This is a genomic window from Pseudomonas sp. SDO5591_S426 (assembly GCF_054070755.1).
Map to the genome: position 1 here is coordinate 40,449 of NZ_JBSVXD010000012.1, position 21,747 is coordinate 62,195.

Genomic DNA, 21,747 nt, shown 5'->3' on the forward strand with positions numbered 1-21,747 from the left:
AATAGGGGCAGAACCGCCCCTATACTCTGCGCGCATTTTGTCGGCACAAATTATGCCAAGTTATTGAATTCCGGCAGCCGACCATTGGAGAGCAATAGTGATGGAAACCCGCACGCCAAACCGCTTGCCGTTCCATCGCCTGGCAGTTTTTCCGGTGTTGATGGCTCAATTCGTGGTCTTGCTCATTGCCGCTTTGGCGCTTTGGCAATGGCACGGAGTCGTTGCCGGATACTCGGGACTTTGCGGAGGCCTGATAGCCTTGCTGCCCAATGTGTATTTCGCTCACAGGGCATTTCGGTTTTCCGGCGCCCGAGCAGCCCAGTCCATCGTCCGGTCATTTTATGCCGGCGAGGCGGGGAAACTGATTTTGACGGCAGTGCTGTTTGCACTGGTGTTCGCAGGTGTGAAGCCATTGGCGCCGATTGCAGTATTCGGTGCCTTCGTGCTGACTCAGTCGGTCAGCTGGTTCGCTCCCCTGCTGATGAGAACAAGACTTTCGAGACCTTAGGGCGTTTGAGGCAACCATGGCAGAAACAACCGCTTCGGGCTATATCCAGCACCACTTGCAGAACCTGACCTTCGGTCAGCACCCTACCGGCGGCTGGGGCTTTGCCCACACCGCAGCAGAAGCCAAGGAAATGGGCTTCTGGGCTTTCCACGTCGATACCCTCGGCTGGTCGGTCGCATTGGGTCTGATCTTCGTTCTTCTTTTCCGCATGGCGGCAAAGAAGGCGACTTCCGGTCAGCCAGGTGCTTTGCAGAACTTCGTTGAAGTTTTGGTCGAATTCGTCGATGGCAGCGTGAAAGACAGCTTCCATGGCCGTAGCCCGGTGATTGCACCGCTGGCACTGACCATCTTCGTCTGGGTGTTCCTGATGAACGCCGTCGACCTGGTACCGGTCGACTGGATTCCTCAGCTGGCCATCCTGATCTCCGGCGATGCACACATTCCGTTCCGCGCCGTGTCGACTACCGACCCGAACGCTACCCTGGGCATGGCCCTGTCGGTATTCGCGCTGATCATTTTCTATAGCATCAAGGTCAAGGGCATCGGCGGCTTCATCGGCGAACTGACCCTGCACCCGTTCGGCAGCAAGAACATCTTCGTTCAGGCCCTGCTGATCCCGGTGAACTTCCTGTTGGAATTCGTGACCCTGATCGCCAAGCCGATCTCCCTGGCTCTGCGTCTGTTCGGCAACATGTATGCCGGCGAGTTGGTCTTCATTCTGATTGCTGTGATGTTCGGCAGCGGTCTGCTCTGGCTGAGCGGCCTGGGCGTAGTTCTGCAGTGGGCGTGGGCTGTGTTCCACATCCTGATCATCACCCTGCAGGCGTTCATCTTCATGATGCTGACCATCGTCTACCTGTCGATGGCGCACGAAGAAAACCATTAAGACCAGTCTCGACTAGTCTGATGTCCTTCCCGGTAAAACGGGAAGGGGCTCCTGACGGGGCATCTGAAACGATTTGTTTTACCGCTTTAAATTAAAAAAACCTAAACCATACGACGTAAAAGTCGGGAGGAAAGATGGAAACTGTAGTTGGTCTAACCGCTATCGCTGTTGCACTGTTGATCGGCCTGGGCGCACTGGGTACCGCAATTGGTTTCGGCCTGCTGGGCGGCAAGTTCCTGGAAGGCGCAGCGCGTCAGCCAGAAATGGTTCCAATGCTGCAAGTTAAAATGTTCATCGTTGCCGGTCTGCTCGACGCCGTAACCATGATCGGTGTTGGTATCGCTCTGTTCTTCACCTTTGCGAACCCGTTCGTTGGTCAGATCGCTGGCTAATTACTCGGATCTTCCGGGTAATTTGGTGTGATGGACAACGTAACTGCGAGGTGTTGGCGTGAACATTAATGCGACCCTGATTGGCCAGTCCGTTGCGTTCCTGATTTTTGTACTGTTCTGCATGAAGTTCGTATGGCCTCCGGTCATCGCGGCACTGCACGAACGTCAAAAGAAGATCGCTGATGGTCTGGACGCTGCCAGCCGTGCAGCTCGCGACCTGGAGTTGGCCCAAGAGAAAGCGGGTCAGCAACTGCGCGAAGCGAAAGCTCAGGCAGCTGAAATCATCGAGCAAGCCAAGAAACGCGGTAATCAGATTGTTGAAGAGGCTGTTGAAAAAGCCCGTATCGACGCTGACCGTGTGAAGGTTCAGGCTCAAGCCGAGATCGAACAGGAACTGAACAGTGTCAAAGACGCTCTGCGTGCCCAAGTGGGCTTGCTGGCAGTCGGCGGCGCCGAGAAGATCCTGGGTGCCACAATCGATCAAAACGCGCACGCAGAGCTGGTTAACCAACTGGCTGCTGAAATCTAAGCGAGGGCGATCATGGCAGAACTGACCACGTTGGCCCGACCTTACGCTAAGGCGGCCTTCGAGCACGCTCAGGCCCACCAGCAACTGGCCAATTGGTCAGCCATGCTCGGCCTGGCTGCAGCGGTGTCGGAAGACGACACCATGCAGCGCGTGCTCAAGGCCCCGCGACTGACGAGCGCAGAAAAGGCCGCCACGTTCATTGACGTGTGCGGCGACAAGTTTGATGCAAAGGCACAGAACTTCATCAACGTCGTTGCCGAAAACGACCGTCTCCCGCTGTTGCCGGAGATCGCCGCTCTGTTTGACCTGTACAAGGCCGAACAAGAGAAGTCGGTAGACGTAGAAGTGACCAGTGCTTTCGCATTGAACCAAGAACAGCAAGACAAACTCGCCAAGGTTCTCAGTGCACGACTCAACCGGGAAGTGCGCCTGCAAGTTGCGGAGGACGCTGCCCTTATTGGTGGTGTCGTCATCCGCGCCGGCGACCTGGTTATCGATGGCTCGATTCGCGGCAAAATCGCGAAACTTGCCGAAGCATTGAAATCTTGAGTTTGAAGGGGCAGCAGAGCAATGCAGCAACTCAATCCTTCCGAAATAAGTGAAATTATCAAGGGCCGCATCGACAAGCTCGATGTGACCTCCCAAGCCCGTAACGAAGGCACTGTCGTCAGCGTATCTGACGGTATCGTGCGGATTCACGGTCTGGCCGACGTAATGTACGGCGAGATGATCGAGTTTCCGGGCGGCGTCTTCGGTATGGCCCTCAACCTGGAGCAAGACTCCGTAGGTGCCGTTGTATTGGGCGCATACCAGTCTCTGGCTGAAGGCATGAGCGCCAAGTGCACCGGCCGCATCCTCGAAGTTCCGGTTGGTAAGGAACTGCTGGGTCGCGTAGTCGACGCATTGGGTAACCCTGTTGACGGCAAAGGTCCACTGGGCAACACCGAGACCGACGCGGTCGAGAAAGTTGCTCCAGGCGTGATCTGGCGTAAGTCGGTAGACCAGCCTGTACAGACTGGCTACAAGGCTGTCGATGCCATGATCCCTGTCGGCCGTGGCCAGCGTGAGCTGATCATCGGTGACCGTCAGATCGGTAAAACCGCTCTGGCGATCGACGCGATCATCAACCAGAAGAACAGCGGCATTTTCTGCGTCTACGTAGCAATCGGTCAGAAACAATCGACCATCGCCAACGTGGTTCGCAAGCTGGAAGAAAACGGCGCCCTGGCCAACACGATCATCGTGGCTGCCAGTGCTTCGGAATCTCCTGCGCTGCAATTCCTGGCACCGTACTCCGGTTGCACCATGGGTGAATTCTTCCGCGACCGCGGTGAAGACGCGCTGATCGTTTATGACGATCTGTCCAAGCAAGCAGTGGCTTACCGCCAGATTTCCCTGCTGCTGCGCCGTCCACCAGGCCGTGAAGCTTACCCAGGCGACGTGTTCTATCTCCACTCCCGTCTGCTGGAGCGCGCATCCCGCGTTTCGGAAGAATACGTAGAGAAGTTCACCAACGGCGCAGTGACCGGCAAAACCGGTTCCCTGACCGCACTGCCGATCATCGAAACCCAGGCTGGCGACGTTTCCGCGTTCGTTCCGACCAACGTGATTTCCATCACCGACGGTCAGATCTTCCTGGAATCGGCCATGTTCAACTCGGGCATCCGCCCTGCAGTGAACGCCGGTGTTTCGGTATCCCGTGTGGGTGGTGCCGCTCAGACCAAGATCATCAAGAAGCTGTCCGGTGGTATCCGTACCGCTCTGGCTCAGTACCGTGAACTGGCGGCATTCGCCCAGTTCGCTTCTGACCTGGACGAAGCGACCCGCAAGCAACTTGAGCATGGTCAGCGCGTTACCGAGCTGATGAAGCAGAAGCAATACGCTCCAATGTCGATCGCTGACATGGCGCTGTCGCTGTATGCCGCTGAGCGTGGGTTCCTGACTGACGTTGAAATCGCCAAGATCGGCAGCTTCGAGCAAGCGCTGATTGCTTTCTTCAACCGCGATCACGCCGATTTGATGGCGAAGATCAACGTGAAGGGTGACTTCAATGACGAAATCGATGCTGGCATGAAAGCCGGTATCGAGAAGTTCAAGGCCACCCAAACCTGGTAAGCCGCAGCGGGAGCCTAGCGGCTCCCGCTTGCTAACCTGATAGGTGTTACATGGCAGGCGCAAAAGAGATTCGCAGTAAGATTGCGAGCATCAAAAGCACGCAAAAGATTACCAGCGCCATGGAAAAAGTGGCGGTCAGCAAAATGCGCAAGGCACAAATGCGCATGGCTGCTAGCCGTCCTTATGCGGAGCGTATCCGCCAGGTAATTGGGCATCTGGCCAACGCCAACCCGGAATACCGCCACCCGTTCATGATCGACCGTGAAATCAAGCGCGTCGGTTATGTCGTAGTGAGCAGTGACCGTGGTCTGTGCGGCGGCTTGAACACCAACCTGTTCAAGGCCCTGGTCAAGGACATGGCGGTAAACCGCGAAAACGGCGTCGAGATCGATCTGTGTGTCGTTGGTAGCAAGGGTGCGGCCTTTTTCCGCAACTTCGGCGGTAACGTCGTTGCAGCTATCAGCCACCTGGGTGAAGAGCCGTCGATCAATGATCTGATCGGCAGCGTCAAGGTGATGCTGGATGCCTACCTGGACGGCCGTATTGACCGCCTGTCCGTGGTGTCCAACAAGTTCATCAACACCATGACGCAACAGCCTACCGTGGAGCAATTGATTCCACTGGTGGCGACCCCGGATCAAGACCTCAAGCACCACTGGGACTATCTCTACGAACCGGATGCCAAGGAGCTGCTGGACGGCTTGATGGTCCGTTACGTGGAGTCGCAGGTCTACCAGGCGGTGGTCGAGAACAACGCGGCTGAACAAGCTGCGCGGATGATCGCGATGAAGAACGCTACCGACAACGCCGGTGATTTGATCAGCGATTTGCAGCTGGTCTACAACAAGGCGCGTCAGGCTGCGATCACCCAAGAGATCTCGGAAATCGTCGGCGGCGCTGCCGCGGTTTAACGGTTCAAATATTCAGAGGATCCAGCTATGAGTAGCGGACGTATCGTTCAAATCATCGGCGCCGTTATCGACGTGGAATTTCCACGCGACAGCGTACCGAGCATCTACAACGCGCTGACTGTACAAAGCGCGGCCGGGACCACCCTGGAAGTTCAGCAGCAGCTGGGCGACGGCGTGGTTCGTACCATTGCGATGGGTTCCACCGAAGGCTTGAAGCGCGGTCTGGACGTTGTCGACTCTGGCGCAGCCATCTCCGTACCGGTTGGTAAAGCAACTCTGGGCCGGATCATGGACGTTCTGGGCAACCCGATCGACGAAGCAGGTCCAATCGATACCGACGAGCGTTGGGGCATTCACCGTCCAGCGCCTTCGTTCGCTGAACAGGCAGGCGGCAACGACCTGCTGGAAACCGGCATCAAGGTTATCGACCTGGTTTGCCCGTTCGCCAAAGGCGGTAAAGTCGGTCTGTTCGGTGGTGCCGGTGTAGGCAAAACCGTAAACATGATGGAACTGATCCGTAACATCGCCATCGAGCACAGCGGTTATTCCGTGTTCGCCGGTGTGGGTGAGCGTACTCGTGAGGGTAACGACTTCTACCACGAGATGAAGGATTCCAACGTTCTGGACAAAGTGGCACTGGTTTACGGTCAGATGAACGAGCCGCCGGGTAACCGTCTGCGCGTAGCACTGACCGGCCTGACCATGGCCGAGAAGTTCCGTGACGAAGGTAACGACGTTCTGCTGTTCGTCGACAACATCTATCGTTACACCCTGGCCGGTACTGAAGTATCTGCACTGCTGGGCCGTATGCCTTCCGCAGTAGGTTACCAGCCGACCCTGGCTGAAGAGATGGGCGTTCTGCAAGAACGTATCACTTCGACCAAGGAAGGTTCGATCACTTCGATCCAAGCGGTATACGTACCTGCGGATGACTTGACCGACCCGTCGCCAGCGACCACCTTCGCCCACTTGGACGCCACCGTCGTTCTGTCCCGTGACATCGCTTCCCTGGGTATCTACCCAGCGGTCGATCCACTCGACTCGACTTCGCGCCAGCTGGACCCGAACGTAATCGGCCAGGACCACTACGACACCGCTCGCGGCGTTCAGTACGTTCTGCAGCGTTACAAAGAACTGAAGGACATCATTGCGATCCTGGGTATGGACGAGCTGTCGGAAGCCGACAAGCAGTTGGTAAACCGTGCTCGTAAGATCCAGCGTTTCTTGTCGCAGCCGTTCTTCGTGGCTGAAGTCTTCACCGGTGCTTCGGGTAAATACGTTTCCCTGAAAGACACCATTGCTGGCTTCAAAGGCATCCTCAACGGTGACTACGACCACCTGCCAGAACAAGCGTTCTACATGGTTGGCGGCATCGAAGAAGCGATCGAGAAAGCCAAGAAACTGTAATCCCGGCGCCCGGAAACGGGCGCTAATTTAGGTTGAGGCAATCAGATGGCTATGACAGTCCATTGCGATATCGTCAGCGCGGAAGGGGAAATCTTTTCCGGTCTGGTCGAGATGGTGATTGCGCACGGTGCACTGGGTGATCTTGGTATCGCCCTGGGTCACGCGCCGCTGATCACCAATCTCAAGCCGGGCCCGATCCGCCTGGTCAAGCAGGGCGGGGAAGAGGAGGTGTATTACATCTCCGGTGGTTTCCTCGAGGTTCAGCCGAACATGGTCAAGGTTCTTGCCGACACCGTGCAACGTGCTGCCGACCTGGACGAAGCCTCCGCTCAGGAAGCCGTTAAGGCTGCCGAGAAGGCCTTGCATGAGCGGGGCGCGGAATTCGATTACGGTTCTGCTGCCGCACGTCTGGCCGAGGCCGCAGCTCAGCTGCGCACCGTCCAGCAGATCCGCAAGAAGTTCGGCCACTAAGGTTGAGTTTGTTGTGTGATTGATTAAAAAGGGTAGCCTCGGCTACCCTTTTTTCTTTTCCGATATTCATCACGATGGTCGCAGCCGCTGACCACCCAGGATTGGTAGCCAGTCATGTCTCTTGAAATCGTTATTCTCGCTGCTGGCCAAGGCACGCGCATGCGTTCCGCTTTGCCGAAAGTACTGCACCCGATTGCCGGCAACTCCATGCTCGGCCATGTTATCCACAGCGCCCGACAACTTGATCCGCAGCGCATCCACGTGGTGATCGGCCATGGTGCCGATGCTGTGCGTGAGCGTCTGGCCGCTGACGATCTGAATTTCGTCCTTCAGGACAAACAACTAGGGACCGGCCATGCCGTGGCCCAGGCTGTACCGTTCATCAAAGCTGACACCGTGTTGGTTCTTTACGGTGACGTGCCGTTGATCGAAGTTGAAACCCTGCAGCGTTTGCTCAAGCTGGTCGTGCCAGGGGAGATGGGTCTGCTTACCGTGGAGCTGGACGACGCAACTGGTTACGGCCGTATCGTTCGCGACACCGACGGCAAAGTCGCCGCCATCGTCGAGCACAAGGACGCGACCGAAGCTCAGCGTGCCATCAACGAAGGTAACACCGGTATCCTCGCGGTCCCGGCCGATCGCCTGGCCGACTGGACGGGGCGTCTGTCGAACAACAACGTGCAGGGCGAGTACTACCTGACCGACGTGATCGAAATGGCGGTCAGCGACGGTCTGGTAGTGGCCACCGAACAACCCCACGATGCGATGGAAGTGCAGGGCGCCAACGACCGCAAGCAACTTTCCGAGCTTGAGCGCCACTATCAACTGCGTGCCGGTCGCCGGTTGATGGCCCAAGGCGTGACATTGCGCGACCCGGCGCGTTTCGATGTGCGCGGTGAAGTCACCGTTGGCCGCGACGTGCTGATCGATATCAACGTGATCCTCGAAGGCAAAGTCGTTATTGAAGACGACGTGGTGATCGGCCCGAACTGTGTGATCAAGGACAGCACGTTGCGCAAAGGCGTGGTGATCAAGGCGAACAGCCATATCGAAGGCGCGATTCTCGGTGAGGGCAGCGATGCCGGTCCGTTCGCACGTTTGCGTCCAGGCACGGTGCTTGAAGCACGGGCGCATGTGGGCAACTTCGTCGAACTGAAAAATGCACACCTGGGTGAAGGCGCCAAGGCTGGCCACCTGAGCTATCTGGGCGATGCCGAAGTTGGCGCGCGCACCAACATCGGCGCCGGCACCATCACCTGCAACTACGATGGCGCCAACAAGTGGAAAACCGTGTTGGGTGAAGACGTATTCATCGGCTCCAACAACTCGTTGGTGGCACCTGTGGATATCCTGGACGGTGCAACTACCGCAGCCGGATCGACCATTACCTCGACTGTGGATAAAGCCCAGTTAGCAGTAGGACGTGCTCGTCAGAAGAACATCGATGGCTGGAAGCGGCCGGAGAAGATCAAGAAGGGCTGAGTTATCCACAACTCATAAAATAAAAAGATCGCGGCCTTCGGCAGCTCCTACAGAGTGATCACAAATCCCGTGTAGGAGCTGCCGCAGGCTGCGATCTTTTTTAATTTATCCACAGATGTTTTTATCGTTCCGCGCTTGACGAAGTTTCGCCAATAGGTTTTGATTGCTTCCGTTATCTTTCGAATCGAAACTTACCAGATCATGTCGAAGCGCAACACACCTCAACGTCGCCACAATATCCTTGCCTTGCTCAACGAGCAGGGTGAAGTCAGTGTGGATGAGTTGGCAAAACGCTTCGAAACGTCGGAAGTTACGATTCGCAAGGATCTTGCGGCACTCGAGAGCAACGGTCTGTTGCTGCGCCGTTATGGTGGCGCGATCACCATGCCACAAGAATTGGTCGCCGACCTCGGTCAACCGGTCTCCAAGTACAAGCAAGCCATCGCCCGTGCTGCAGTGACGCGTATCCGCGAACATGCGCGCATCATCATCGACAGTGGCAGTACCACCGCCTCCATGATCCCGGAACTTGGTCAACAACCCGGTCTGGTGGTGATGACCAACTCGCTGCATGTCGCCAACGCCCTCAGCGAACTGGAACACGAGCCGGTGCTGTTGATGACCGGTGGCACGTGGGACCCGCATTCCGAGTCCTTTCAGGGGCAGGTTGCCGAGCAGGTACTACGCTCTTACGACTTTGATCAATTGTTCATCGGTGCCGATGGCATCGATCTGGTTCGCGGTACAACCACTTTCAATGAATTGCTCGGGCTGAGCCGCGTCATGGCTGAAGTCGCCCGTGAAGTGGTCGTGATGGTGGAGGCCGACAAGATTGGCCGCAAGATTCCCAACCTGGAACTGCCCTGGAGCAGTGTCCATACCCTTATTACCGATGATCGCCTGTCGCTCGAGGCACGGGATCAGATTCAGGCCCGCGGTATCACTTTGATTTGCGCGGCTGTCAGTCAGGAGAAATAGCATGTGTGGAATTGTCGGCGCAGTCGCAGAACGTAATATCACCGCCATCCTGGTCGAAGGCCTGAAGCGTCTGGAATACCGTGGGTATGACAGCGCCGGCGTGGCGGTCTACACCAACGACGAGAAGCTCGAGCGCCTGCGTCGTCCGGGCAAGGTCAGCGAACTGGAGCAGGCACTGGCCGAAGAAGCGCTGGTCGGTCGTCTGGGCATCGCCCACACCCGCTGGGCGACTCACGGTGCACCGTGCGAGCGCAACGCGCACCCGCATTTTTCCGGTGACCTGGCGGTGGTGCACAACGGCATCATCGAAAACCACGAAGCTTTGCGTGAGCAGCTCAAAGCCTTGGGTTACGTGTTCACCTCGGACACCGACACCGAAGTCATCGCCCACTTGCTCAACCACAAGCTCAAAGACCTGCGTGACCTGACCGTGGCCCTCAAGGCAACCGTTAAAGAACTGCACGGTGCTTACGGTCTGGCAGTGATCAGTGCGCAACAACCGGATCGCCTGGTTGCAGCCCGCAGCGGTAGCCCGCTGGTGATCGGCCTGGGCCTGGGGGAAAACTTCCTCGCGTCCGACCAACTGGCCCTGCGTCAGGTCACCGACCGCTTCATTTACCTGGAAGAAGGCGATATCGCCGAGATCCGTCGCGACAACGTGCAGATCTGGGACGTGAGCGGCCAAGCGGTTGAGCGCCAGACAGTGCAGTACAGCGACGGCGCCGAAGCTGCCGACAAAGGCGAATTCCGCCACTACATGCTCAAGGAAATCCACGAGCAACCGTCTGTGGTGCAACGCACCCTGGAAGGTCGCTTGAGCGAGAACCAGGTGCTGGTGCAAGCCTTCGGTCCACAGGCTTCCGAGTTGTTTGCCAAGGTGCGCAACGTGCAAATCGTCGCGTGCGGCACCAGCTATCACGCCGGTATGGTCGCCCGTTACTGGCTTGAAGAACTGGCCGGCATCCCGTGCCAGGTCGAAGTCGCCAGCGAGTTCCGCTATCGCAAAGTCGTGGTGCAGCCTGACACGCTGTTCGTCACCATTTCCCAGTCCGGCGAAACCGCCGACACGTTGGCCGCGCTGCGTAACGCCAAGGAGCTGGGCTTCCTCGCCAGCCTGGCGATCTGCAACGTTGGCATCAGTTCGCTGGTGCGTGAATCCGACCTGACCCTGCTGACCCAGGCCGGTCGTGAAATCGGCGTGGCTTCGACCAAAGCGTTCACCACGCAACTGGTTGGCCTGCTGTTGCTGACTCTGTCGCTGGGTCAGGTTCGCGGGACGTTGGCCGCAGGTGTCGAAGCCACCTTGGTCGAAGAACTCCGTCGCCTGCCGACCCGCCTGGGCGAAGCGCTGGCGATGGACAGCACCGTCGAGAAAATCGCCGAGCTGTTTGCCGAGAAGAACCACACGTTGTTCCTCGGTCGTGGCGCGCAATTCCCGGTGGCGATGGAAGGAGCGCTCAAGCTCAAGGAAATCTCCTACATCCACGCCGAAGCCTATCCGGCCGGAGAACTGAAACACGGCCCGCTGGCGCTTGTGGATAACGACATGCCTGTGGTCACTGTGGCGCCAAACAACGAGTTGCTGGAGAAGCTTAAGTCCAATCTTCAGGAAGTACGGGCCCGTGGTGGTCAGCTAGTCGTCTTCGCCGACGAGAAAGCCGGCATGACCAACGGTGAAGGCACGCACGTTGTGCAAATGCCGCACATCCACGACATCCTGTCGCCGATCCTCTACACCATCCCGCTGCAGTTGCTCTCGTACTACGTGGCTGTGCTCAAAGGCACTGACGTCGACCAGCCGCGCAACTTGGCGAAATCGGTGACTGTGGAATAAGTTATCCACAGGTCGTTGAGTTGATGCTTCGAAAGTATTTCGAAACCGTCAGCTCAATGACTCGTGGCGGCTGGCGTCACCTCGACAGCTTAATGTTTTCACACCTGATAGGTAGGCTTACCTGTTGCAGTGAGTGTGTATGAAGCATTAGGTGATAATCGCGCTGAGGTCGGGCATTGTGAAATGCAACTCCGTTGTAAGAGGCGGAGTGGCGAGGCGCTTTAGTGCGCAAACGCTTCAGGGTATCTTTCGAGGTAGGCGTCGTTGAGATGCGTATCTTGGGAACGCATGAAAGTTTTGAAATCAGGCACCAGAAAAACCAGCAGAGACAGCAGCAGCACCATCAAACCCAAAACCGTGATTGTCATTGCGACTCCCAGACTGGCGATCAGGGTGTTCATCGTGAAGCTGCCCAAGGGGCTGGCCGCCGCAGACAGAAATGAAACCGTGGCGAAAATCCGGTTGCGATGGAGCTTTGGAGTCGCCAGTAATCTCACGGCGGAGGTTGGAATGTTGATCAACATCAAGCCTACACCGCCGCAGAAAAAGGCAGCAGGTACGATGATTGAAGATGAAACGGTGCCAACTACCACCAGATTGCATCCCAATAATGCGAACCCCGCAGAAACACACATGTCACGGGGAATCCGATCGGATAACCAGCCGATGATTTTGTAACTGCCCGCCAAAATGCCCAGCCCGAAGCAAGAATCCAGAAGACCGATGTAAGTGACCGGGTACTCGATGACATCCTTTACGTACAGTGGAATCAGTATGGTGAAGAACGGAAACAGGGCAAAGTTGATCAACATTGCAATGATGGCCAGATAGAATTCGACCTTCACTCCGTAAATTACTTTGAAGCCGGAATAGATCATGCTGAAGCCGCTAGCCCCCGAGGCTTTTTCGTCTTGCACCGTGGCACCGATGTGATTCGGAATTGTCGCGATCAACACCCCGGCGATCAAAATCGCAAAGAAATCGGCGGCAAAGGCAAACGTGGTACCAAATCCGTATATCAAGCCGCTGGCCAGTGCGGGCCCAAGCAGAATGGAAAAGGATGACATCACGCTTTTGGTCCGAAAGGCCAAGGAGACTTTTTCGTCATCTGCAAATAAAGGAATGATCGACGCTTGAAGAGGGTCGCGCACTCCGACAATCGCACTGCTGATCATCATTAGAGCGCCCACCGCCCAAGGGTTGAACGACCCTGTAGCGGACAGCCCCACCATCAACAGCGCTGTCAGCAAACTGATCCCTGAGGCCAGCTTAATGATCAGTATTTTGTTGTATTTGTCCCCCAGCCATCCCAACAGAGGTTTGGCTAACACCTCCGTCGCAATGGAACAGGCAATCATGTTGGCAAAATAGAGCGCAGAGCCTGTTTCCTGCAACGCCCACCATGCCACCGCCAATTGGTTGCACCGTCCTCCCAGAACCATCAGCAAAAAGCTGAATTGTACTTTCAGCAAACGCCGGTCGAAACCGGCTCCCCACGCGTAACCTGAGTTTGCACTCATCGATGTACCTTTCATCCTGATAGGGCGAATGCGGAAGCAAGGACATTCAAGAAACCACAGGTGACTTTGATCGAGTTAGATCGCTAGATATCGCTCAATGCCACCTTCAAGGCTATAGAGTTCCCTTCTTGGCTGACGCTTCGAATTGTTAGCTACTGACGCCGTTTGTGCTGTAGACAACCAAGCGCCGGACCCAACATACAAGGTGCGGCCGTAGGCTGCGATGTTTAGATTTTAATGAGGACAAAGCCATGGACCGCTTCCAGGAAATGCAGGTCTTCGCTGCCGTCGCCCAAGACCAGGGTTTTTCTGCTGCGGCGCGGCGGTTGGGGCTGTCGGCGGCCAGTGTCACCCGGGCGGTTGCTGCGTTGGAGAAGCGCATCGGTACGCAATTGCTCACGCGCACGACACGCAGTGTGCATTTGAGCGAGGCGGGTCAGCGTTATCTTGAAGATTGTCGGAGGATTCTTGCCGAGGTGCAGGAAGCCGAGGATTCGGCGGCGGGTAGTCACGCTCAGCCTCGTGGGCAACTGACGATCACCGCGCCAGTTTTGTTCGGTGAGTTGTTTGTCACACCGCTGATGGTGGATTTTCTGACTCAGTTTCCGGACGTCATGATCAATGCGCTGCTGGTTGACCGGGTGGTGAGCGTGGTGGAGGAGGGCGTTGATGTGGCGGTGCGCATTGGTGATCTGCCTGATAGTCACCAGCATGCGATCCGTGTGGGTGAAGTGCGGCGAGTCATCGTTGCGTCACCGCAGTTTCTGGCTGCCAATGGTCGACCGACACATCCGCAAGACCTGGCTCAGACACCGATCATTGCGACGTCATCGATCGGTCAGCAAAGAAGCTGGCCTTTCCTCGAAGGTGACGAGCCACTGAGTGTGCGCACTGAGCCGCGTCTGGTGGTGACGGCGAATCAAGCCGCGATTACCGCAGCGGCGCTTGGTCTGGGTTACACCCGAGTCTTGTCCTATCAGGTGGCGAGCAAGATTGCGACCGGGGAGCTGGAGATCATTCTGGCCGAATTCGAAGTTCCGCCCCTGCCAATCCACGTGGTTTACCAGGGCGGACGCAAGGCACCGGCGCGGGTTCGCAGCTTTGTCGACTTTACGGTGAAGGCGCTCAGGGAGCATCCGGCCTTGCAGGGCTGATGGGTTGTTTCACTGGATGAAATAATGGATTGCGTTTACTGGTTATTCTGTTGTTTCCGTGACTGGTAGAAGATGGCTGCCATCGGTGCTGATCTTTCCTGAACAGCGCCACTCACTCGCGGAGTCGTCCATGCAAGCCATCAAACTCTATAACTTCCCACGTTCCGGTCACGCTCACCGTGTGGAACTGATGCTGTCGCTGCTGCAACTGCCGACCGAGTTGATCTTCGTCGACCTCGCCAAGGGCGAACACAAGAAGCCCGAGTTCCTGGCGCTCAATGCGTTTGGTCAAGTGCCGGTGCTGGACGATCAGGGTGTGGTGTTGGCCGATTCCAATGCGATCCTGGTTTATCTGGCTCAAAAGTATGGCAACGGTCGCTGGTTGCCTGCCGATCCGGTTGGCGCTGCAAAGGTGCAACGCTGGTTGTCCGCCGCCGCGGGGCCCATTGCTTTTGGCCCTGCCCGGGCAAGGTTGATCACGGTGTTCGGTGCGCCTTACAACGCTGACGAAGTGATCCCTTACGCCCACACCGTGCTTAAGGTTGTCGATAAGGAGTTGGCCAATACGCCTTTCTTGGCCGGCAGCGAGCCGACCATCGCTGACATAGCTGCCTACAGCTATATCGCCCATGCACCGGAAGGCAACGTGTCGCTCGACGACTACGCCAACATTCGCGCCTGGTTGGCACGCGTCGAAGCCTTGCCCGGTTTTGTCGGCATGCCGCGCACTGTCGCCGGCTTGCAAAAAACTGCCTGACGTTTGTGGCCCGACTTTGTCGGGCCCTTCACGCTGTGCCGTTGGCGCAGGGGAGAAGCCGTAATGGAACGTTCACCGTGGCATGCAGGCGAGATCCAATTGCAGGCTCATGTCGGAGTCAGCGAGCGAATGGAGGTGCTCGGTCGCAGGGTGATTCGCGATCACATGCCGGACCAGCACCGCACGTTCTATGAGCAACTGCCGTTCATGTTGTACGGCGCCGTGGATGCGGACGGAAACCCGTGGGCCAGTGTGCTTGAAGGGGGGCCCGGTTTTGTTCAATCACCTGAGCCTCAGCTGTTGCGGTTCAGCAGCCTGCCTGCGGCGGACGATCCTGCGCAATTGGGCGATGGCGCGGCCATTGGCCTTTTGGGTATCGAACTGCATACCCGCCGACGCAACCGCATCAATGGCCATATTGGTGCAATGACGGCGAACGGTTTTGCCGTGACGGTGGATCAGTCCTACGGCAATTGCCCGCAGTACATCCAGTTGAGGCAGTTTCGTTCGGTGCCGTTGGCGGATCCGGAAACACGTCCCGCGCAGCACTTCAACGAACTGGATGATGCGGCCAAGGCAACGATCGCTGAGGCAGACACCTTCTTCGTCGCCAGCTATGTGGATGTCGATGGCGTACGTTCGGTGGATGTTTCACACCGTGGTGGTCAGTCGGGTTTCGTACAAGTGGAAGGCAATCGCCTGACTATCCCGGACTTTGCCGGCAACCTGTTTTTCAACACCTTAGGCAATCTGCTGGTCAATCCCCGGGCCGGATTGCTGTTTATCGATTTCAACACTGGCGATCTGCTGCATCTCAGTGGACGAACTGAAATCATCCTTGACGGTCCGCAGGTTGAGGCATTTCAAGGTGCCGAGCGCTTGTGGACGTTCCACGTGGAACATGTTGTGCGTCGTCCCGCCGCTCTGGCCTTGCGCTGGCGTTTCGACGGTGTCTCGCCGACCAGTTTGCTCACCGGCACCTGGGAGCAAGCCGCCGCCCGTCTGCAAGCCAAGGCGTTGGGCGATCAATGGCGGCCACTGCGGGTGGTGCGGATCGAAGCGGAGAGCCACCACATCCGCTCGATCTATATGGAGCCGGCAGATGGAGCCGGGTTGCCATTGTTCCAGGCTGGGCAGCATTTACCACTGCGCTTCAACATTGACGGTGAGGTGCATATCCGTACCTACAGCCTGTCGAGTGCGCCGTCCGATGACTTTTTCCGTATCAGTGTGAAGCGTGACGGCCGGGTGTCTTCGCACCTGCATGATCACATTAGCGTGGGTGATTTGCTGGAGGCGCGCGCACCCCAAGGGCATTTCACGGTCGCGCCCCATGAACGTCGGCCACTGGTGTTGCTCGCTGCCGGTGTGGGTATCACGCCGTTGCTGTCGATGCTGCGGGAGGTGGTCTATCAAGGTTTGCGCACCCGTCGAATTCGCCCGACATTGTTTTTGCAGAGTTCGCGCACCCTGGCGGACCAGCCGTTTCGTCCTGAGGTGGACCGCTTGCTTGAGGACGCCGGTGATGCGGTTAAGGTGGTTCGCCTGCTCAGTCAACCGGAGCCTGACGCTCGGGAAGGTGAAGATTTCGATTTGACCGGGCGGATCGATGTCGCACGACTCTCGGAAATGCTCGAGGTCGAGGACTACGATCAACTGGATTTTGTCCTCTGCGGCCCCGGCAGTTTTACCCAGGCGCTGTATGACAGCCTGCGGGAACTGGATATTCGCGACGCTCGGATTCACGCCGAAACCTTTGGCCCTTCAACACTGCGCCGACTGCCTGACCCTGACGCGGTAGTGATTGAGCAACCGCCCGCCGCGACTACTTCAGTGGCGGTGGTATTCGAGCGGTCGGCCAAGGAAGCGCGCTGGCAACCCGATGGCGGCAGTCTGCTGGAGTTGGCGGAAAGCCGTGGCTTGCATCCGGAGTTCAGTTGCCGTGGCGGCTCTTGCGGCACCTGTAAAACACGCTTGATCAGCGGTCAGGTGAATTATCCACAACCACCGGCAGAAGTGCCGGATGAAGGACATGTGCTGATTTGCTGCGCGATTCCGGCTCAGGGTTCGCAGCCTTTGGTTCTCGATATTTGAACGATGTTGCGCTGGAGCATTGCCCGCCGGTCGATGGCTGAGTAGGGTGGGAGCAGAACGAAAAAGGGCCGTGACAGGCCCTTTCTGCATTTCAGGGATAGGCGCTTCATGGTTTTCTTCACTCGCTTGATCATCCTGCTGACGGCGTTGATGCTGCTCAATGGCTGCGACCAACAGCCCGCAACACCACTCGACCAACAGCTCTACATCTGGCAACGGCAATGGACTCCGGCCCATCACCCGGCCCTGCAAGACAGTCGCGCAGACTTCTCCACCTTGCGCGTGCTGGCGTTGCAGGCCTTTCCTAAAACGGGCTGGAGCCACGCACGAATCGATCCGCTGCTGCTCAAGCGCGATGGCCGACCGCTGATCGCGGTGATACGTCTTGATGGCCAGCTCAAGTCCTTGAATCAGGATGAAGTCACGCTGCAGATTCAACAGCTGATCATTGATTGGCAGGCACAAGGACTGAACCTTGCCGGCGTGGAAATCGACCACGACGCGGGAAACGCCCGGCTACCGGCCTACCGTGAATTTCTGACGCACTTGCGCGCGGTGCTGCCGGCGTCTTTGCCGTTGAGCATTACTGCATTGCCGGCCTGGCTCGACAGCCCGGAGTTGCCGGCGCTGTTATCCACAGTCGACAGCAGCGTATTGCAGGTGCATGCGGTGAGTGATCCGCGTCGTGGCCTGTTTGATCCGGATCAGGCCTGGCAATGGGCAAAGGCCTGGAGCGGCGTCACCGCGAAACCATTCTATCTGGCGTTGCCGGCCTATGGTGTGGCGTTGTTGCCCGGCGCCAGCGGTGCACCCGTCGTTGAGAGCGAAATACGCATCGAACGTGATGGCGAGCGTCGGGAGTTACTGGCCGATCCGCAGCAGCTAAGCAAGCTTGCGACCCAATTGCGCAACGATCCACCGGCGCATCTGGCCGGCCTGATCTGGTTTCGCCTGCCATTGGCCAATGACCGTCGAGCCTGGAGCCTGACGACTCTTCGCGCCGTGTCGCGCGGTGATGCCCTCGATAGTCGATTGGCGTTGAAACTCTCGGCTGACGAAGGCCTCTATGACATCGCGATCACCAATGAGGGCAACCTCGACAGTGCCTGGCCCGAGCGCCTGACACTGGCGGTGCAGGGTTGTGAAGGCGCGGACGTGCTGGCCGGTTATGCGTTGCAACAAAGCCCGGATCTGCTTACCTTCACCCGCCTGCGTGAAGGTCGGATAGCGGCCGGCGGTCAGCGTGCCATCGGTTGGGCGCGCTGCGCAAAAATTGATCAAGGAGCTTCGAATGTTCACCCGTAACTGGCCACGTCATCTGCTCTGCCTCAGTCTCAGCCTGCCGCTGGGGTCGGCGCTGGCGTGCGGGCCGGACTTTCCCATGCGCCTGCTGGACAACCGTGGCCAGTCACTGGCGGAGCTGCCGGAAGGCAACTTCAATTTCGAAGTCAGTCGATTGGGTCATGCCATCGCCGGGCTGAAAAATGTCAGCGTAACGGCCTACAGCATGGATGAGCCGGACTATGCCGAACAGCGCAGCGAGGCCGAGCAAAACGGTTTGAGCGCCGAGCAGCAAGCTTTGGTGAAACAGCTGCGTGGCCTGACCGATGCCCGTCAGGTCGAAGCGCAAGGCGCGAGCCTGCCGACCGAGATCAGACTGTACCTGGCCGGTGCCGTGGCGTTTGCAGCCGATGATCAGGGTTTGGCGGCGGAGTATTTTCAGAAGGTGCTCGCGCTGTCGGCGGACCAACGGGCGTTGCGCAGCACCTGGGCGGCCTATTCCTTGGGGCGTGCATTATTCGCTATGAGCTCGGAAGCGGGCGCGGGTCCAGACCTGCTGGCGCAATCACGAAAGGCGTTTGAGCAAACCCGGCAACTGAGTATCGACGGCTTCAGTGACCCGCTGGAATTGGGCGTCGCCAGCCTCGGTGAAGAGGCGCGCGTGGCTCGGACTGCGGGCGACTGGAACAGCGCCATTGAACTCTATGCCACGCAAAACCTTCACGGTTCGGCGGTGGGCTACACCTCGTTGAAAGTGCTGATGGCCGATCTGGCGGCGATGCCCGATACAGAGCTGGCTGAGTTGCTCAAGAACAAACCGGTGCAGCAATTGGTGACCGCGTCGCTGATCAGTCGAGTGGGTTGGTCATTCGGCGAGCAACCGCCGAACGAACTGAAATTGATCAAACTGTTGCAAAGCAGCACCCGCGGCAGCCTCGATAACGCCGATCGCCTGGCCGCGATGAATTATCAACAGGGCGATTACGCCAGTACCAAAGGGCTCCTCGAACACGCCGGCGATGGTGGACTGGCCTGGTGGTTGCGGGCCAAATTGGCGGTGCGTGAGGGTGACAAAATCGCCGCAGCGGCGGCTTATGCAAAAGCAGCTCAGGCCTTCCCGCAGAATGAATCCTGGGGCGATCGGCGAACGCCGGACTTCGATTACGAAACCCTTCAACCCAAATGCCGGGTCGAGGGCGAAAGTGCGATTCTGGCCCTGCAACGCGGGGATTACCTGCAAGCGTTCGATCAGCTCTATCGCAGCCAAAGTATCTATTGGTTCGACGCGGCGACGGTTGCCGAGCGTGTACTGACCCTCGAAGAACTCAAGCACTACGTCGACACCCAAGTCCCGGCACCGCCACCACTTACCCAGCAGGAGCGCGATAACTACGTGCCGCTGCCAGTAGCGGCGAGCCTGCGCAATTTGCTCGGGCGGCGTTTGTTGCGTGAAGGGCACTATCAAGAGGCGCCGGCCTATTTCGATAACGACGGTTTGCGCCACAAGGCCAGGCTGTATGGCGAGCAACGTCTGGCGGCCGATGCAGCGTGGTGGCCGACCCGTCGCGCCGCCGCATTGTTTAATGCCGCGTGGACGGCCCGCGAATGGGGCATGGATATCCTTGGCTATGAAATGGCCCCGGACTACGCCACGTTCGGCGGTAACTACAGCCTTGAAAACACCGAGTTGAAAGTCGGTCCGCTGGTGGCCGAGGACGAAGTGAAGCGTCAGCAGGCCAGCGCCGCCCAACCCGATCAGCGTTACCACTACCGATTTGTCGCCACGACATTGGCCAGTCGCGCCGCCGACAATTTGCCGCATACCAGCCAGGCGTTTGCCGCAGTCTTGTGTGAAGCGGCCGGGTGGAACAGCAGTCTTGAAGATCAAAGTGCGCTCTATCAGCGTTACGTCAAAGAAGGCCCGTTTGTGGAGTGGGCGGCAGACTTCGGTCATCAGTGCCCGTATCCCGACTTCGAGAACGCCGACAAGCGCTATGTCACCCAAGTGACCGACTCAGCTCGTTCGGCGCTGCGCCCGTATAAAACAGCGCTGCAGGTGGGCAGTATGCTGGCCGTTATGGCGGCGGCGTTGTTGCTGATCGTTCGTCGCCGCCGCAAGGCTGAGTGAAGTTCAAGCCTGTTGAACGAAGGTCAGCCGCACGGCGAAACCGATCAACAGGCTGCCGAACAGCCATTGTTGCAGGCGTTGGGCCGATGGGCTGCGTTGCAACCATCGACCGAGCGCGGCACCGGCCAGGGCGTAGGCGCTGTCGAACAGCAAACCCACGGCGACCAACACCACGCCCAGGGTGGCGAATTGCGCGAGCACCGGTCCCGCCTGCGGATTGATGAACTGCGGCAGCAGCACCGAGCAGAACAGCAGCGCTTTGGGGTTGAGCAGATTGGTGAGCAAACCGCGCTGAATGGCTTCCCGATAACGCGGTTTTTCGCCGATTGGATGTGCATCGTTCAGGTTCGGCAGCAAGGTCGAGCGCAGGCACTGAATGCCGATCCACAGCAGGTAGGCGGCACCGGCCAGACGCACTACATCGAAGGTCCAGGGCGCTGCCTTGAACAGTGCCGCCAATCCCAAAGCTGCCAATGCCACGTGACAGCCTCGGGCGATGGCCAAACCCACGGCAGTGGCCAACGCCGCGCCTTTGCCCTGACGAGCACCGGTTTGCAGCAGCAGGATCATGTCGGGTCCGGGCAACAGGTACACCACCGCCAGCGCCATGAAAAATAGCCAGAGTTCCGCCATGTTGCACCCCATTCGTTGTCGATTCGTACGGCCAGTCTATGGGGCTGAGGCAGGGCAGGTGCTTGCGTAGTTTGCTTCTAATGCACCGTGGATTGGCATAATCTGCTGCGTCATAAGAGGTAAACCATCAGGATCTGCCAAACTATGAAACTCGATGCTTTTGATCGCAAGATTCTCGCCGCGCTGCAACGGGATGGCCGTTTGAGCAATGTGCAACTGGCGGACGAGATCGGCCTGTCCGCGTCGCCCTGTTTGCGGCGGGTGCGGATGCTTGAAGAGGCCGGGGTGATTCGCGGTTATCAGGCCAATCTGGATCGCGATGAAGTCGGGCTCGGTTTGACGGTATTCGTCGGTGTGAAAGTCGAGCGCCACAACGACGAACAGGCCGAAGCCTTTCGCCTGGCGGTGACGGCATTGCCCGAGGTGATTTCGGCGTTTCTGGTGTCAGGGGAATCGGATTTTCTGTTGCAAGTGGTGGTGCCGGACCTGCGTGCCTATGACGGGTTTCTCACCGGACGCTTATTGAAGTTGCCGGGCGTGAGCGATATCCGCAGCAACTTTGCGATTCATACGGTGAAGTCGCCGGGCGCGTTGCCGCTGGAACATTTGCCTGCCTAAAGCGAAAAGATCGCAGCCTGCGGCAGCTCCTACAGGTGTTCACCAAACT

General features: G+C 57.9%; 20 protein-coding genes. 18 read left to right on the forward strand and 2 right to left on the reverse strand.

Annotated features, from left to right (window positions below):
• Positions 1–100 precede the first annotated feature (100 nt).
• The 12 genes from ACW9JC_RS04775 to glmS all read left to right on the forward strand — a co-directional run bounded on the left by ACW9JC_RS04775 (position 101) and on the right by glmS (position 11,513).
• Positions 101–508 (forward strand): F0F1 ATP synthase subunit I, encoded by a 408-nt coding sequence (locus tag ACW9JC_RS04775; RefSeq protein ID WP_056854266.1) that lies wholly within the window; start codon positions 101–103, stop codon positions 506–508.
• Positions 509–524: 16 nt separating this feature from the next.
• Entirely contained in the window at positions 525–1,394 is an 870-nt protein-coding gene (gene atpB / locus ACW9JC_RS04780; protein ID WP_150702274.1) for a F0F1 ATP synthase subunit A, read from the forward strand.
• A gap of 134 nt (positions 1,395–1,528) precedes the next feature.
• Complete coding sequence (atpE, locus tag ACW9JC_RS04785; protein ID WP_003097235.1) at positions 1,529–1,786, forward strand: F0F1 ATP synthase subunit C; 258 nt, start codon at positions 1,529–1,531, stop codon at positions 1,784–1,786.
• Between the two features lie 58 nt (positions 1,787–1,844).
• Positions 1,845–2,315 carry a F0F1 ATP synthase subunit B gene (locus ACW9JC_RS04790; protein ID WP_008064601.1) on the forward strand — a complete coding sequence of 157 codons (471 nt, stop codon included), beginning with the start codon at positions 1,845–1,847 and terminating at the stop codon, positions 2,313–2,315.
• 12 nt (positions 2,316–2,327) lie between these two features.
• A complete protein-coding gene (locus tag ACW9JC_RS04795) occupies positions 2,328–2,864 on the forward strand; it encodes a F0F1 ATP synthase subunit delta (protein WP_007934341.1) in 537 nt (178 codons plus the stop codon).
• 21 nt (positions 2,865–2,885) lie between these two features.
• Positions 2,886–4,430 (forward strand): F0F1 ATP synthase subunit alpha, encoded by a 1,545-nt coding sequence (gene atpA, locus ACW9JC_RS04800; RefSeq protein WP_030132553.1) that lies wholly within the window; start codon positions 2,886–2,888, stop codon positions 4,428–4,430.
• Between the two features lie 50 nt (positions 4,431–4,480).
• The gene (gene atpG / locus ACW9JC_RS04805) at positions 4,481–5,341 is read left to right on the forward strand and encodes a F0F1 ATP synthase subunit gamma (RefSeq protein ID WP_008045673.1); all 861 of its coding nucleotides are present in this window, start codon (positions 4,481–4,483) and stop codon (positions 5,339–5,341) included.
• 27 nt (positions 5,342–5,368) lie between these two features.
• Complete coding sequence (gene atpD / locus ACW9JC_RS04810) at positions 5,369–6,748, forward strand: F0F1 ATP synthase subunit beta (RefSeq protein ID WP_060540274.1); 1,380 nt, start codon at positions 5,369–5,371, stop codon at positions 6,746–6,748.
• Positions 6,749–6,793: 45 nt separating this feature from the next.
• A complete protein-coding gene (locus ACW9JC_RS04815; protein WP_007969909.1) occupies positions 6,794–7,219 on the forward strand; it encodes a F0F1 ATP synthase subunit epsilon in 426 nt (141 codons plus the stop codon).
• Between the two features lie 114 nt (positions 7,220–7,333).
• Positions 7,334–8,701: a bifunctional UDP-N-acetylglucosamine diphosphorylase/glucosamine-1-phosphate N-acetyltransferase GlmU gene (gene glmU / locus ACW9JC_RS04820; protein ID WP_457453890.1), complete on the forward strand. Its 1,368-nt coding sequence runs from the start codon at positions 7,334–7,336 to the stop codon at positions 8,699–8,701.
• Positions 8,702–8,899: 198 nt separating this feature from the next.
• On the forward strand, positions 8,900–9,679 hold the full coding sequence (locus tag ACW9JC_RS04825) for a DeoR/GlpR family DNA-binding transcription regulator (protein ID WP_457453905.1): 780 nt from the start codon (positions 8,900–8,902) through the stop codon (positions 9,677–9,679).
• Between the two features lies 1 nt (position 9,680).
• Positions 9,681–11,513: a glutamine--fructose-6-phosphate transaminase (isomerizing) gene (glmS, locus tag ACW9JC_RS04830; RefSeq protein ID WP_457453892.1), complete on the forward strand. Its 1,833-nt coding sequence runs from the start codon at positions 9,681–9,683 to the stop codon at positions 11,511–11,513.
• Between the two features lie 221 nt (positions 11,514–11,734).
• Here the strand turns inward: glmS and ACW9JC_RS04835 are convergent, their stop codons facing one another.
• Positions 11,735–13,033, reverse strand: a complete 1,299-nt coding sequence (locus ACW9JC_RS04835) for an MFS transporter (protein WP_338583953.1) — start codon at positions 13,031–13,033, stop codon at positions 11,735–11,737.
• Positions 13,034–13,284: 251 nt separating this feature from the next.
• On the opposite strand from ACW9JC_RS04835, the gene ACW9JC_RS04840 reads away from it, so the two are divergent.
• The 5 genes from ACW9JC_RS04840 (at position 13,285) to ACW9JC_RS04860 (ending at position 20,447) form a co-directional block, all read left to right on the forward strand.
• A complete protein-coding gene (locus ACW9JC_RS04840) occupies positions 13,285–14,187 on the forward strand; it encodes a LysR family transcriptional regulator (protein ID WP_457453894.1) in 903 nt (300 codons plus the stop codon).
• 130 nt (positions 14,188–14,317) lie between these two features.
• The gene (locus ACW9JC_RS04845; RefSeq protein ID WP_457453896.1) at positions 14,318–14,944 is read left to right on the forward strand and encodes a glutathione S-transferase family protein; all 627 of its coding nucleotides are present in this window, start codon (positions 14,318–14,320) and stop codon (positions 14,942–14,944) included.
• A 63-nt stretch (positions 14,945–15,007) separates the two neighbouring features.
• Positions 15,008–17,038 (forward strand): 2Fe-2S iron-sulfur cluster-binding protein, encoded by a 2,031-nt coding sequence (locus ACW9JC_RS04850; protein WP_457453897.1) that lies wholly within the window; start codon positions 15,008–15,010, stop codon positions 17,036–17,038.
• A gap of 108 nt (positions 17,039–17,146) precedes the next feature.
• A complete protein-coding gene (locus ACW9JC_RS04855; protein WP_457453899.1) occupies positions 17,147–18,343 on the forward strand; it encodes a DUF3142 domain-containing protein in 1,197 nt (398 codons plus the stop codon).
• Positions 18,330–20,447: a hypothetical protein gene (locus ACW9JC_RS04860; RefSeq protein WP_457453901.1), complete on the forward strand. Its 2,118-nt coding sequence runs from the start codon at positions 18,330–18,332 to the stop codon at positions 20,445–20,447. Before ACW9JC_RS04855 ends, ACW9JC_RS04860 begins: the two co-directional genes overlap by 14 nt.
• Before the next feature lie 3 nt (positions 20,448–20,450).
• On the opposite strand, the gene ACW9JC_RS04865 is transcribed toward ACW9JC_RS04860, so the two are convergent.
• On the reverse strand, positions 20,451–21,080 hold the full coding sequence (locus ACW9JC_RS04865; protein ID WP_338583947.1) for a LysE family translocator: 630 nt from the start codon (positions 21,078–21,080) through the stop codon (positions 20,451–20,453).
• Between the two features lie 144 nt (positions 21,081–21,224).
• Here ACW9JC_RS04865 and ACW9JC_RS04870 point away from each other — a divergent pair, with 144 nt between their 5' ends.
• The gene (locus tag ACW9JC_RS04870; RefSeq protein ID WP_457453903.1) at positions 21,225–21,698 is read left to right on the forward strand and encodes an Lrp/AsnC family transcriptional regulator; all 474 of its coding nucleotides are present in this window, start codon (positions 21,225–21,227) and stop codon (positions 21,696–21,698) included.
• Positions 21,699–21,747 lie beyond the last annotated feature (49 nt).